Here is a 12,536-nt window from a genome sequence, read left to right as displayed (position 1 = left end):
CGATTATGTGAACCAGGGCGCGGGGCGCCCGAGCGTCACGTGGACGCCCTTGAACTGGGAATATTCGTCAAAGCCGTATCGGCCGAGTTCGCGGCCCAGGCCGCTCTTCTTGTAGCCGCCGATCGGCAGCTCCGGCGTGCCGTCGATCACGCTGTTGATCCAGCATCGACCGGCGCGGATGCGGCGGATGCTCTGCAGCGCGGTTTCGAGATTGGTCGACCAGACGCTGGCCGAAAGACCGAACTCGGTGGCGTTCGCCAGCGCTACGGCTTCGTCCGCGGTCTTGAAGGTCAGCGTTGAAAGCACGGGACCAAAGATCTCCTCGCGTGCGATCGACATGTCGGGCGTGACGTCGGCGAAGACCGTCGGTGCGTAGTAAAGGCCGGCCTCCCTGCCGGTCCTTTCGCCGCCGAGCAGCAGTTCCGCGCCCGATGCGATGCCGGCCGTCACATAGGAATGCACCTTTTCGGCATGCGTCTCCGAGATCATTGCGCCGATCCTGGTGCGTTCGTTCAGCGGATCGCCGAAAGTCACCTTGCGCGAGATGTCGAGCAGGCGCTCCACCAGCGCGTCGCGGATGCCCTCCTGCACCAGAAGCCGGCTGCCGGAAATGCAGCACTGGCCGGCATTGTGGTAGACGCCATAGGCGACGCCGTCTGCCGCCGCGTCGAGATCCGCATCGGCGAAGACGATCTGCGGCCCCTTGCCGCCAAGCTCCAGCCCCACGCGTTTGACGCTGCGCGCCGCGATCTCGCCGAGCTTCGTGCCGACGCGGACAGAGCCGGTAAAGGCGACCATGTCGACGCTCGGGTCTTCGGCCAGCACCTGGCCGGCGGGGTCGCCATAACCGGTGACGACGTTGAACACTCCATCGGGAATGCCGGCTTCGCGCGCCAGCTCCGCCATACGGATCGACGTGCCCGAAGTGAACTCGGAGGGCTTCAGCACGACCGTGCAGCCGCTGCCGATCGCCCATGGCACGCGTTCCGACGCGATGATGAAGGGGAAGTTCCAAGGCGTGATGATGCCGACGACCCCGACCGGCTCGCGCAGGACAAGGCCCAAACGATCGTCGCCGATATTGTTGTGGGTCTGTCCTTCCAGCGCTCGGGCCTGGCCGGCGGCATAGGACCAGAGATCTGCGCAGAAACCGATTTCGCCGCGCGCCTGCGCGATCGGCTTGCCGACCTCGAGGCTCTCGATCAGAGCCAGCTCCTCCTGTCTCTCGAGGATGAGGTCGGCGACCTTGAACATCAGGCGCGACCGCTCTGCGCCCGACATGCGCGGCCACGGGCCGGTATCGAAAGCCTTCCGAGCGGCCGCGACGGCCTTGCGCACGTCGTCGGCCGAGGCCTCCGGCCAAGTGCCGACCGTGACGCCGGCGTGGCCGGGGCTCACCCGATCGATCGTCCTGCCTGAAGCGGCATCGACCGACTTGCCATCGACAAGCATCTGGTAGCGGGATTTAATACGCAGGCGGGGATCATTGGAATCGGGTGCGATGAAATTGGACAGCAATAGCGTTCTCAGGCCGGCCCGCGCGGTGCCAGCCCCTCCCTGTTCGTCCGGTTTGCCGGATTTCTGTTGCGCCTGAATTGTATGGTACTGTATGGTGGTTCAAATTGGATGTCAACGGATGACGGCGGCGAAAGACATGAACCTCGAATCCCTGAAGATCGACACCGGCGAAACCGCCGCGGCCCAAGTCGAGCGGGACTTGCGTGAATCCATCATCCGGCTGGAGCTCGCCCCCGGAATGCGGCTCTCCGAACAGGAAATCGCCACACGCATGGGCGTGTCGCGTCAGCCCGTGCGCGAGGCGCTCATCGCGCTGGGCAAATCGAAACTGGTGGAAATCCGGCCCAACAGGGGCACGGTCGTCGTGCGGATTTCAGCCAGACAAATGATGGAATCCCGCTTCGTGCGCGAGGCGATCGAAGTCGCGGTGGCGCGTCGGGCCAGCGAGACATTCGATAGCTGGACGCGACGCAAGATCGACACGATCCTCGCTCGGCAAAAGACGGCGAATAAGGCGAATGACCACAATGCTTTCCGCCGGGAGGACGAGCAGTTCCATATTGCGATCGCCGAGGGTGCAGGCTGCGGCCTCGCCTGGAACGCCATCTCCGACATCAAGGCACACATGGATCGGGTCTGCAACCTCCAGCTGCGCCATCCGGACTCGATGAAGAAACTGATTGCCGAACACGAGGCGATCATCACCGCCATCGACGCGCGGGATGCCGACGCGGCCGCGGCCGCCATGCGCAGCCATCTCAACGGCATTCTGGCCGACCTGCCGCAGATCGAGGCGGACAATCCAGACCTGTTCGAGTGACCGTTTTCCGGCGTCTTCCTTTGATCGTAGCCGACAAAAACATGCAGCAGATCAAAGCGCTACAGCGACTTTTGCCCGTCCGATAAGACGCGCGGTGCTGTTGCCGCTGCGGTCACCGTTCCCGGTCGGGCCTTGATACTCCAGGTGATCAACGATGACTTCTGTCGATCATCGCGACAATGGTCGCGAAAAGCTCCTCCTGCGCCTGCGCCGCCGTGATCTCCCCCGTAGAGGCGGCATCCGACAGGGCGTTAGCAGCGCCGAGCATAGCCCAGAACCCCGCCGGTCCGATGCCTCGCCGCCCCACGAAAGCCGCCAGTGCCCTTCGGCACTTCTCGATGAAAGCCAGTTGATAGTCTCGCTTTACTGCCTCCAACTCGGGGGAGCCCGCAAGGGCTGCGAGCACGTCGGGCATTTCCCGGCCCTGCGCGAGCACACAGTCGACGTATGAGGTTGCGATGACCTTGGCTCGATCTTCGAGGGTCGGGCCGCTCCCGTCGAGTGCGGCGTCGATCATCTCGGTCTGCCGGGCGTCAAAATCCCGATAGAGCGCTATCAGCAGGCCATTGCGCGTGCCGAAATGATCATAGACCACCGGCTTGGCGACAGCAGCTCCTTGCGAAAGCCTTGGGAGCGTCAGGGCATCCGAACCTTCTTCGCGCACAAGCTGCCACGCCACGTCGAGAAGCTGGCGCCGTCGCTGCTCGCGACTGAGACGGACACGCTTGGCGGGAGGCTGCATTTTCTTCGGCCTGCTTGACATCGCTATATACCAAAAGTAACTTACCTGAAGTATATAGTAACTGCCCTTCAATCGCAACCATCCACCGGCCTCGCGCCGGCGGCCGACTCCGCATGCCTTCGCATGCGGTTCCCAGAGGATTTGTGCCCATGACCGATACTTCACTTCCACGCTCCGCCGATCGAACCGCATGGCTGGGCCTCATCGCCATTTTACCCCTGGTCCTGCTTGTGGCCATGGACGGCTCGATCCTTTATCTCGCCATGCCGCATGTCACTTCGGCCCTCCAGCCGACCGCTGATCAGGCGCTCTGGATCCTGGACATCTACGGCTTCGTGGTCGGATCGCTGCTGATCGTTTTCGGGAATATCGGCGACCGCTACGGCCGGCTGAAACTCATCATGACCGGCGCGGCGGTCTTCGGTGCAGGGTCGCTCGGCGCGGCCTATTCGCAAACGCCAGAGCTGCTGATCGCCTCGCGTGCCCTGATGGGCCTGGGTGGCGCAACACTCCTGCCGTCCGGCTTGGCCATCGTCAGCGCCTTGTTCCCCGATCCGCGACTGCGCGCTCAGGCTATCGGCATCTTTGCGGCCACTTTCGCAGCCGGCTTTGCGATCGGCCCGCTCATTGGCGGCATGCTGCTGCGGCAGTTCGCGTGGGGCGCCGTGTTTCTCATCAATGTCCCCGTTGTCATCGGCTTCATGATCGGCGCACCCATCCTGTTGCGGGAGGTGCGCTCGACCGTCGGCGGCAGCATCGACCTGGCGAGCCTCGTCCTGTCCTTTGCCGGCATCTTGCTGTTCACCTATTCGCTCAAGCATGCGGCCGCCTATGGCTTCACTCCGACACAAATCCTTGCCGGAGCCGCCGGCATAATGGCGCTGGCGCTATTCGTTCTCAGACAGGCAAGACTTGAATACCCGCTGCTCGACCTCGGTCTCTTCCGCGACCGCATCTTCTCTATCGCTATTCTGACGGGCCTTCTGTCGCTGGTCGTGTGGTCTGCTGCCGGGTATCTGTCGGGCGTCTACCTGCAATCGGTGCTGGGCATCGATGTGTTCGCCGCCGCGCTGTTGACCCTGCCGGGCGCGATCGTGCTGACGGCGACCTGCGTTTGCACCGCCCGTATCGTCGAACGGATCGGCCGGAAGACCGCACTTGTGGCAACGCATCTGCTGATCAGCGCCGGCGCTTTCCTGCTGCTTTTCACGACGACCGAGGCAGGCATTGCGGTCTTCGTCGCCTCCACCATGGTCGCCGGCGTCGGATATGGATTGTCCTTCAGCCTTGTGGCCGACATCGCGGTTTCGGCGGTTCCTGCGAGCCGGGCGGGTGCGGCGGGTGCGATAGCGGAGACCAGCAACGAACTGGGCAACGCGCTGGGTATTTCTCTGCTTGGATCTTTGGCGACACTGAACTTCCGGCTATTCGGCCCCGGTGTAGCGGGGACGCTCGATGAAACGCTCGATCAGCCCGGACTTGCATATCAAAGCCTGATTCAGGCTCAGGAAGCGTTCCTCACCGGCATGCATGTCGCGATCGGCACGGGCGGTCTCCTGACGCTCGCAGTCGGGGTCTTGGCATGGGTCTGGCTGCCGAGCAGGTTGCCGGAATGATGTTCCGTCGCGGCGTATGACGGTCCTGTGCGCCCGACGAAGGAAAGAGGAGATCACTTCGCCGTGAGGCTCGGACTTCGGCTTGAAACGGGACTGCGCCGCTCCAATTCCGTTCCAGCACGATTCGCGTGCATTCGGAGGGTGGCGATGGGCCTCTCATTCCCGAAAGCCGGTTTTGTCGCGCTCGTCTCAGCCGTGGCACTCGCCTGCGGCCTGCCCCTCGGTACGGCGCGGGCGGAACTGCTCGCGCGCGTGCCGTCCGCACGCGAGATGGCGGTGTGCGGCGACGTATTGTTCGTCGGAACCAAGGGCTCCTCGGTCTATGCCCTGTCATTGTCCGGGGGCCGCGCCCGCAGGGTCGCCTCCGGATTTTCCAATGCGAACGGCGTTGCCTGCTCACGCGGCCGGCTGTTCGTCGCTTCGGGAAACAGCATAACGGCTTTCGAGATCGGCCGCGGCGGCACTTTGAGCGGCAGACGCGTTATTCGGCGCGACCTGCCGGATTCGGGCGCCCACGGCTATCGTTATGTCGCCGTCGGCCCGGATTCCCGCCTCTATGTCTCGCTCGGATCACCCTGCAACATCTGCATTCCCCGCGGGCTGCAAGGTACGATCGTCAGCATGAACCAGGACGGGTCCGACCTTCGCAGAGTGGCCTGGGGTGTGCGCAACTCTGTCGGCTTCGACTGGCGCGGCGGCACAATGTTCTTTACCGACAATGGTGCCGACAGAATGGGTGACGATATCCCGCCCGATGAGCTGAACGCTTTGCGGCCAGGCGGCTTTTACGGCTTCCCCTATTTCGGAGGCGAGGTGCCGCTCACAGGGTTCGAGGACGCGTCGCCGCCCGCGCGCCAGATTCCACCTGTCTTCAACTTTCAGGCGCATGTCGCAGCGCTCGGGATTCACTTCTTCCGCAGCCTGGGCGGCGATGCTCTGGTGGCCCAGCACGGCAGTTGGAACAGGTCGGTACCGGTCGGCTATCAGGTCGTGCGGGTACGCTTCCGCGGCGGCCGCCCGGTCTCGGCGACCGCCTTCCTCAGAAACGTCGGTCGTCCGGTCGACGTCAAGGAAGCGCCGGACGGGTCCATCCTCGTATCCGACGACGCCGGCGGCGCGATTCACATCTTCAGGCGATGACGCCCCCACGCAAAGGGATTTGGGAGGTCTGAAGCGCCTTTCGCCTACTGGTGGTTGAACAACCGAAAATTGCTTATTCCCTAAATCACATCGTTCGGATATTGCGCCTGTGCCGATTGAGGTAAGACGGCGTTAGGAGAACCATTGTGAATGTCGACGAAAAACTGGAACCCATTCTAACCGAAGTCCTGAGGCGCAACGGAGGTGAACACGAGTTTCACCAGGCCGTGCGCGAGGTCCTGGAGAGCCTCGGGCGCGTGATAGCCAAACATCCCCGTTACGCCGAAAACGCGCTCATCGAGAGGATCTGCGAGCCGGAGCGTCAGATCATCTTCCGCGTGCCCTGGGTGGACGACAAGGGCCAGGTCCAGATCAACCGGGGATTCCGGGTTCAGTTCAACTCCGCACTCGGGCCGTACAAGGGCGGGATCCGGTTTCATCCTTCGGTGAATGTCGGAATCATCAAGTTCCTCGGCTTCGAGCAGACCTTCAAGAACGCACTGACCGGGATGCCGATCGGCGGGGGCAAAGGCGGCTCCGACTTCAATCCCAGGGGCCGTTCGGACGGCGAGATCATGCGCTTCTGCCAATCGTTCATGACGGAGCTTCACAGGCATCTCGGCGAATACACGGACGTTCCTGCGGGTGACATCGGTGTCGGGGGCCGGGAGATCGGCTACATGTTCGGTCAGTATAAGCGGCTTACCAACCGCTACGAGGCCGGTGTCCTCACGGGCAAGGCATTGTTCTACGGCGGTTCGCGCGCCCGGAAAGAAGCGACGGGCTACGGAGCCACCTATTTCGTCCAGCGCATGCTTGGAACCAGGGGCCTGGACTTCGACGGCAAACGGGTGACCGTCTCCGGATCCGGCAACGTAGCGATCTATACCATGGAGAAGGTGGTCGAGTTCGGAGGGAAGATCGTGGCGTGCTCCGATTCGAACGGATACGTTGTCGACGAGGACGGCATCGATCTCCGACTGGTCAAGGAGATCAAGGAAGTGCGTCGCGAGCGGATCTCGGAATATGCGCGACTGAAAGGCGCCGGGGCTCACTATATCGAAGCGGGCTCGATCTGGGATGCGCCCTGTGATGTCGCGATGCCTTCCGCGACTCAGAACGAGCTTACCGGGAAGGACGCAAGGGTATTGGTCAAGAACGGTGTTCTTGCCGTGGGGGAGGGCGCCAACATGCCTTCCACGCCGGAGGCCGTCCGCATCTTCCAGGAGGCGGGTGTGCTGTTCGCCCCGGGCAAGGCCGCGAATGCAGGGGGAGTTGCCACCTCCGCTCTCGAGATGCAGCAGAACGCCTCACGCGACAGCTGGACGTTCGAGCAGACCGAGGCGCGTCTTGCAACCATCATGCAGGCGATCCACGATCGTTGCGCCGAGACCGCAGAGGAATATGGAGCTCCGGGAGACTATGTCCTCGGAGCAAACATAGCTGGCTTTGCCAGGGTGGCCGAGGCAATGGATGCCCTCGGCGTGATCTGAGGCGCAGGGGCGATAATGCCGCTCCGGCTGCGTGCCGCGGGTGCTTGCGCACTTGCGTCACCCGGCCGGGCGGCTTGACTTCCCTGATACCGCGGGCGATCATCCGGCCATGCTGACGAACCGCGACATATATCCGCCTAACGCTCTGGGGATCCGCCTGATCGCAGGATCGTAACCCGGATCCGGCCTCGTCGCCCGCCGGATCCTGGGTGAACGCGGTCAGCACAATTCTCGCTGACATGCGCGACAATCTTCCCGAATATTTCAACTGCATGCACGCGGAAATCCCGTGCCTGTTCCGGAGGTATCGCGAACGATGTCCAGCATCATGGTCTCCTCGAATCTGCCCCTGCCTTTCATTGGAGCGACGGACTATTCTCTTCTCAGCCGCCTGGCCTATCAAGCCTTGTCGAGGGACTTCGACATCGCCGCTGAACTGATCCAAAAGCTGGAGCGCCCTTGCGTTCTGCCAGACGACCAGGTGCCGCCCGACGTCATCAGGATAGGGTCCGTGGTCACTTGCGAGGTCGAGGGCGGAATTCGCCGGACCTTCTCTCTCGTCCATCCTGATGACGTCGATGCCGAGGAGGGGAGGATTTCCGTCCTGACGCCGGTCGGAGTGGCGCTTCTCGGTCTCCGGTCCGGACAGGCGGTCGAGTGGTTCTCTCGAGATGGGCAGAGAAACCGTCTGACGGTCGCTCGGGTCGAGGACGACGTGACGGGCGAACTCGCCCTCTGAGGCTTCCGGCGCTCAAAAGGACTCGATCGAGGACTCCATGCACTTGCCCGGTAGCAGAAAGCGGAAACCTAGAGGAGGTTGCCTCACCGCAGGCTCGTAGCCCTGTGTCGAACCGCTCGCGGTCGGCACAGGGAGTTCCTGTCTCGTCAGCACGAGCAAAGGCCGACCGCCATGGTTGCGCCGTTCGTGCCCCCATATTTGCTCGAGAGGGCAGGTCCACGACCCGACGGAAGCTGGAGTGATGCGCAATGTCGAGAGAAGCTTTCTGCCAACTGACTGCAGGAGACCTCAACATCCTGATGTCCATGCTGGACGAAACCGGCCACACGGAAGCCTTTACGATTCTACTGCGCGAGAAGTTGAACTACGCCAGCGTGTTCTTCCGTGAAGACATACCTGAGAATATCGTCACGCTGGACACGCAGGTAGCCTACACCGTCAACGGCGTGTGCTGCGGACCACATGTTGTGGTCCGCAGCACAGCGAGTAGACCTGCCGACTCTGCCATCTCCGTTCGGACGATGCGGGGTTTGGCGCTGCTTGGGCTGGCCGTCGGCGAGAGGACCGAGATCCTCGGAGAGGACGGCTGGCCCGAAATCCTCGCGGTCGAGCGCATCGTCCTTCAACCCGAGTCGGAGGCTCGCCTGAAACACACGGGCAACGAATCCGTGCAACTGATCGACCACGCTCCGCAAGTGGTCAATTTCCGGCCGCGGCCCAGGAAAGCGGCCATTCCACATGACGATGATCCGGGTCCCACGGCCGCATGATCTTGAGGCAGCCGGTCATGGCTGTACAGGGCCAAAGATAGAGAGCAGCGATCTAACGCGACGGATCCGGTGATGTCCTCAGATCATCGAGAAAGTCCCGGCACCAGCGCGAGACGTCGTGTTCCAGCAAGTGATCCATCATTGTCTTCCAGCGATCCTTCCGCTCTTCCAGCGGCATGCTGAGTGCGCGCGCCATAGCGTTTGCGGTCCCCTCGATGTCGTAGGGGTTGACGAGCAGGGCACCTCTCAGATCGCGGGCGGCTCCGGCGAAGCGCGAAAGCACGAGCACGCCCGGATCGTCCGGGTCCTGCGCGGCCACGTATTCCTTCGCAACCAGGTTCATCCCGTCTCGAAGCGGTGTCACGAGGCCGACTTTGCCAAGCCGGTAGAGCCCTGCAAGAATATTCCGGCCGACCGAGCGGTTGATATAGCGTATGGGCACCCAATCGACCGCGCCGAGCGCGCCGTTTACCCTGCCGGCCTGTTCGGCCACAGTGCGCTGCATGGCTTCGTATTCCGGCACTTCGGAGCGCGACTTCGGCGTGATCTGCAGATAGGTGACACGCCCCTGCTGGGCCGGATTGGCCAGGATGAAGCGCTCGAATGCGTCGATCCGCTGCGTGATTCCCTTCGAGTAATCCAGGCGATCGACACCGATGATCAGGCTGCGGTGCTCGATGCTTTCTCGCGCTTTCCTGACGGTCTTGTTGGTCAATGCCTTCTTGGCGAATTCGGCAAAGGCCGCAGTCTCGATGCCGATTGCATAGATGCCGCCCTTGAACACGCGGCCATAGGCGCTGAAGCGGCCTCCGCCGAGTTCATCGCCGATGCCTTCCCGCCGGAGGCAGCCGGCAAAGTTCTCAAGATCATGATCGGTCTGGAAGCCGACGACATCGTAGTGCGACAGGCCGCGCATGATCTCCTCGTGAACGGGCATCGTGAAGAGCACGTCGGCAGGCGGCCAGGGAATGTGGAGAAAGAAGCCGATCCGGTTCTTCAAGCCCATTTGGCGCAGTTCCGCGGCGAGAGGGATCAAGTGGTAGTCGTGCACCCAGATCACGTCATCGGGCCTGATGAGCGGCGCCAGCCGGTGGGCGAAGAAGCGGTTGACGCGGAAATAGCCGGCCATCTCCTTGCGGCCGTATTCGGCAAGATCAAGCCGGTAGTGACAGATCGGCCAGAGAACGCGATTGGCAAAGCCTCGGTAGTATTCTTCTACGTCGGTATCGGTCAGATCCGTGAGTGCATAGGTGATATTGCCTTGCTGCAACTGAGCAAGCGGCTGCGGCTCGTGCTCTCCGCTCGATTGTCCCGACCAGCCCATCCAGATGCCGCCATGCTCTTCAAGGGCGACTTTCAGCGCGACCGCCAGCCCGCCGGCAGGCACAATGCCGCCCTTGTCCGGAACGGGTACACGATTGGAAACAATGACGAGACGGCTCATGCCGAGTTCCTTTCATTCAAGAAAATATAGACTTGGCGCTCAAACGTTCAGGGGGAGAACGCGTTTCCGACGCAGACGATCCCGACGGCGGGAAAATCGCCGAGAGGATGCAACCCGCGCGTGGAGCGGCGACGGCCGCTCTGGTGTCGAAGGCGTATTCAGCGCCGATCATTCGGGGGGCATGGACGAACTGGATGAATAACGGGTTTCTCGGCGGTGCGCGATGATGTCCGCGCCGCCGCACTTTCATGCCCCACCCGGCTTCTGGCTGGGAGCTATCCGTTGAATAAAAAGGGCGGCCGGAGCCGCCACTTCATCATCAGGGATTTGAAACCTACGAACGCTTCCTGGAATTGCTCTAGAGCGGGATGAGGAAAAGTGTGTCGGTTTTCCTCATCCCGTGTCTCAACTTCTTGGAACCATTTGATCCAACGCACTTCCGGACGGAAAACACTTTTCCCGGAAGTGCTCTAGTGATTGTGGCGGGGCAGGTTCTTGGCGATCTGCCGGAAGTCTGCTGCACCTTCGAGCACCGCGCCGTCGGAAAGCTGGGTGACGGACTTGCGGTAGATGCGCTGCCAGGGCGTGGCATCGGCCTGTACGGCGGGAATGCCGTCCGCCTTGCGCCTTTCGATATCCTCGTCGGAAACCAGCATGTCGCAGCGACCCAGGTTGAAATCGATGCGGATCACATCACCGCTCCGCAGCCAGGCGAGACCGCCGCCGGCCGCACTCTCCGGCGAGGCGTTCAGGATGGAGGGACTGTCGGCTGTGCCGGATTGACGTCCGTCACCGATGGTAGGCAGGCTCCTGATGCCGCGTTTCAAGAGGTGATCCGGCGGCTGCATGTTCACGACTTCCGCCGACCCCGGCCAGCCGAGCGGGCCGGCGCCGCGGATCACCAGGATGGTGTTCTCGTCGATCTCGAGTTCAGGGTCGTTGATGCGCTTGTGGTAGTCCTCCGAGCCATCGAAGACCACGGCCTTGCCCTCGAAAACGCCCTCGCGGCCCGGCTCCTGAAGATAGCGCTTCCTGAAATCGTCGGAGACGACACTCATCTTCATGATGGCGAAGTCGAAGAGATTGCCCTTCAGTACCAGGAAGCCTGCCTTTTCCTTGAGGGGCTCGTCGAAGGGGCGAATAACTTCGCGATCCGTGGATTCGCGCCCTTCGAGGTTCTCGGCCATGGTTTTTCCCGTGACGGTTCGACAGCCGCCGTCGAGCTTTCCGGCCTTCAGGAGTTCCCACATGATCGCGGGTGTGCCGCCGGCGCGGTGATAGCGTTCACCGAGATAGGCACCCGCCGGCTGGATGTTGGCGAGCAGCGGGATATCGAAACCATGGACCTGCCAGTCGTCCGGATAAAGCTCGACGCCGGCATGCTTCGCCATGGCGGCAAGATGCGGCTGGGCATTGGTCGATCCGCCGATCGCCGAGTTGACGCGGATGGCATTGAGAAAGGCGTCCCGGGTCAGGATGTCGGAGGGCTTCAGGTCCTCGAAGACGAGTTCCACGGCGCGGCGTCCGGTACGATAGGCCATCTGCCCGCGCTCGCGATAGGCAGCGGGGATAGCGCCGCAACCGGTGAGCGACATGCCGAGCGCTTCGGCCATCGCGTTCATTGTCGAAGCCGTGCCCATGGTGTTGCAATGGCCGACGGAGGGAGCCGAATCGAGTGCTGCCTGCATGAACTCCTCGCGGTCGATCTCGCCTGCCGCGAGCTTGCGGCGCATGCGCCAGATCACCGTGCCGGAGCCGACGAGATCGCCTTCGTGCCAGCCGTCGAGCATGGGGCCGCCGGAGAGCACGATCGCCGGGATGTCGACCGTCGAGGCCGCCATCAGGGCGGACGGAGTGGTCTTGTCGCAGCCGGTGGTCAGCACCACGCCATCCAGCGGATAGCCGTAGAGAATTTCAACGAGGCCGAGATAGGCGAGGTTGCGATCGAGGGCGGCCGTCGGGCGCTTGCAGTTCTCGAAAATCGGATGCGTCGGGAACTCGATCGGAATCCCCCCGGCATCGCGGATGCCGTCGCGAACGCGCTTCGCCAGATCCATGTGCACCCGATTGCATGGGGTGAGATCGCTGCCGCTTTGGGCAATGCCGATGATGGGCTTGCCGCAACGCAATTCCTCCGGCGTCACACCGTAGTTCATGAAGCGCTCCAGATAGAGCGCCGTCAGATCGATATGGTCCGGATTGTCGAACCAGTCCTGTGAGCGCAGGCGGCGCTGGGGTTTGTCAGTCATGGCGG

At 62.5% G+C, this 12,536-nt stretch carries 10 protein-coding genes; 6 read left to right on the top strand and 4 right to left on the bottom strand.

Going from position 1 to position 12,536, the window contains the following annotated elements; all coding sequences use genetic code 11:
* Positions 1-3 precede the first annotated feature (3 nt).
* Complete coding sequence (locus ACFHWW_RS05940) at positions 4-1,518, bottom strand: aldehyde dehydrogenase family protein (RefSeq protein WP_379937636.1); 1,515 nt, start codon at positions 1,516-1,518, stop codon at positions 4-6.
* Positions 1,519-1,636: 118 nt separating this feature from the next.
* Here ACFHWW_RS05940 and ACFHWW_RS05935 point away from each other — a divergent pair, with 118 nt between their 5' ends.
* Positions 1,637-2,338 (top strand): GntR family transcriptional regulator, encoded by a 702-nt coding sequence (locus ACFHWW_RS05935; protein ID WP_379937635.1) that lies wholly within the window; start codon positions 1,637-1,639, stop codon positions 2,336-2,338.
* A 148-nt stretch (positions 2,339-2,486) separates the two neighbouring features.
* Here the strand turns inward: ACFHWW_RS05935 and ACFHWW_RS05930 are convergent, their stop codons facing one another.
* Entirely contained in the window at positions 2,487-3,101 is a 615-nt protein-coding gene (locus tag ACFHWW_RS05930; RefSeq protein ID WP_275598193.1) for a TetR/AcrR family transcriptional regulator, read from the bottom strand.
* Positions 3,102-3,229: 128 nt separating this feature from the next.
* On the opposite strand from ACFHWW_RS05930, the gene ACFHWW_RS05925 reads away from it, so the two are divergent.
* From ACFHWW_RS05925 to ACFHWW_RS05905, 5 genes are all read left to right on the top strand, one after another.
* On the top strand, positions 3,230-4,696 hold the full coding sequence (locus tag ACFHWW_RS05925) for an MFS transporter (protein WP_379937633.1): 1,467 nt from the start codon (positions 3,230-3,232) through the stop codon (positions 4,694-4,696).
* Between the two features lie 147 nt (positions 4,697-4,843).
* Positions 4,844-5,836: a PQQ-dependent sugar dehydrogenase gene (locus tag ACFHWW_RS05920; RefSeq protein ID WP_379937632.1), complete on the top strand. Its 993-nt coding sequence runs from the start codon at positions 4,844-4,846 to the stop codon at positions 5,834-5,836.
* Positions 5,837-5,982: 146 nt separating this feature from the next.
* Positions 5,983-7,329 carry an NADP-specific glutamate dehydrogenase gene (gene gdhA / locus ACFHWW_RS05915; RefSeq protein ID WP_379937631.1) on the top strand — a complete coding sequence of 449 codons (1,347 nt, stop codon included), beginning with the start codon at positions 5,983-5,985 and terminating at the stop codon, positions 7,327-7,329.
* Positions 7,330-7,645: 316 nt separating this feature from the next.
* Positions 7,646-8,068, top strand: coding sequence for a nucleoside diphosphate kinase regulator (gene rnk, locus ACFHWW_RS05910; protein ID WP_379937630.1), 423 nt, complete (start codon positions 7,646-7,648; stop codon positions 8,066-8,068).
* A gap of 248 nt (positions 8,069-8,316) precedes the next feature.
* Complete coding sequence (locus ACFHWW_RS05905; RefSeq protein ID WP_379937629.1) at positions 8,317-8,838, top strand: transcription elongation factor GreAB; 522 nt, start codon at positions 8,317-8,319, stop codon at positions 8,836-8,838.
* A 52-nt stretch (positions 8,839-8,890) separates the two neighbouring features.
* Here ACFHWW_RS05905 and otsA read toward each other — a convergent pair whose 3' ends face one another.
* A complete protein-coding gene (gene otsA, locus ACFHWW_RS05900; RefSeq protein ID WP_100673514.1) occupies positions 8,891-10,282 on the bottom strand; it encodes an alpha,alpha-trehalose-phosphate synthase (UDP-forming) in 1,392 nt (463 codons plus the stop codon).
* A gap of 470 nt (positions 10,283-10,752) precedes the next feature.
* Positions 10,753-12,531 carry an IlvD/Edd family dehydratase gene (locus tag ACFHWW_RS05895; protein WP_379937628.1) on the bottom strand — a complete coding sequence of 593 codons (1,779 nt, stop codon included), beginning with the start codon at positions 12,529-12,531 and terminating at the stop codon, positions 10,753-10,755.
* Positions 12,532-12,536 lie beyond the last annotated feature (5 nt).

The organism is Sinorhizobium sp. P24N7 (assembly GCF_042436655.1).
Taxonomy (GTDB): domain Bacteria; phylum Pseudomonadota; class Alphaproteobacteria; order Rhizobiales; family Rhizobiaceae; genus Sinorhizobium; species Sinorhizobium meliloti_A.
Note: the sequence above shows the minus strand (reverse complement) of the source record. Positions and strands in the feature narration are given on the sequence as shown.

What these genes read in the sequence shown, in the direction of transcription:
- ACFHWW_RS05930 (WP_275598193.1), bottom strand. Translation starts at nt 3,101, where the DNA reads ATGTCAAGCAGGCCGAAGAAAATGCAGCCTCCCGCCAAGCGTGTCCGT.
- rnk (WP_379937630.1), top strand. Translation starts at nt 7,646, where the DNA reads ATGTCCAGCATCATGGTCTCCTCGAATCTGCCCCTGCCTTTCATTGGA.
- ACFHWW_RS05905 (WP_379937629.1), top strand. Translation starts at nt 8,317, where the DNA reads ATGTCGAGAGAAGCTTTCTGCCAACTGACTGCAGGAGACCTCAACATC.
- ACFHWW_RS05895 (WP_379937628.1), bottom strand. Translation starts at nt 12,531, where the DNA reads ATGACTGACAAACCCCAGCGCCGCCTGCGCTCACAGGACTGGTTCGAC.
- otsA (WP_100673514.1), bottom strand. Translation starts at nt 10,282, where the DNA reads ATGAGCCGTCTCGTCATTGTTTCCAATCGTGTACCCGTTCCGGACAAG.
- ACFHWW_RS05925 (WP_379937633.1), top strand. Translation starts at nt 3,230, where the DNA reads ATGACCGATACTTCACTTCCACGCTCCGCCGATCGAACCGCATGGCTG.
- ACFHWW_RS05935 (WP_379937635.1), top strand. Translation starts at nt 1,637, where the DNA reads ATGACGGCGGCGAAAGACATGAACCTCGAATCCCTGAAGATCGACACC.
- ACFHWW_RS05920 (WP_379937632.1), top strand. Translation starts at nt 4,844, where the DNA reads ATGGGCCTCTCATTCCCGAAAGCCGGTTTTGTCGCGCTCGTCTCAGCC.